Source organism: Bradyrhizobium sp. Leo78, assembly GCF_059512425.1.
The window spans coordinates 1-391 of sequence record NZ_JCAMOT010000275.1; the positions used below are offsets into that span (position 1 = coordinate 1).

At 56.3% G+C, this 391-nt stretch carries 1 protein-coding gene; it reads left to right on the forward strand.

Annotation, left to right across the window (positions count from 1 at the left end):
- Positions 1–138 precede the first annotated feature (138 nt).
- Positions 139–391, forward strand: a 253-nt coding sequence (locus AC5ZG1_RS44655) for a cell cycle transcriptional regulator TrcR (protein WP_496136607.1), incomplete at its 3' end; no start/stop codon positions are given.

Sequence of the window (391 nt, forward strand, 5' to 3'; positions counted from 1 at the left end):
GGCAATTAGACAAAGGTCATTTGATTTCGGAAGAATTGCAATTCTGCGACAGTCCGGTTATATAGCGCCATATTTCCCGGACATTGTGGTGACAATCCACGGACCGCGACCGGCGCGGACGATAGAAGGACTATATCCATGGCTCAAACATTGCTCATGCCGAAGGCGACTGCCATCTGGCTTGTCGACAACACGGCGCTGTCTTTCGATCAGATCGCGCAGTTCTGCAAACTGCATCCGCTCGAAGTCAAGGCGATCGCCGACGGCGAAGCCGCGCAGGGCATCAAGGGCCTCGACCCGATCTCGACGGGACAGCTTTCCCGCGATGAGATTGCTCGTGCCGAAGCCAACCCGAACCACAAGCTGAAGCTTTCCGAACCGAAGGTGCGCG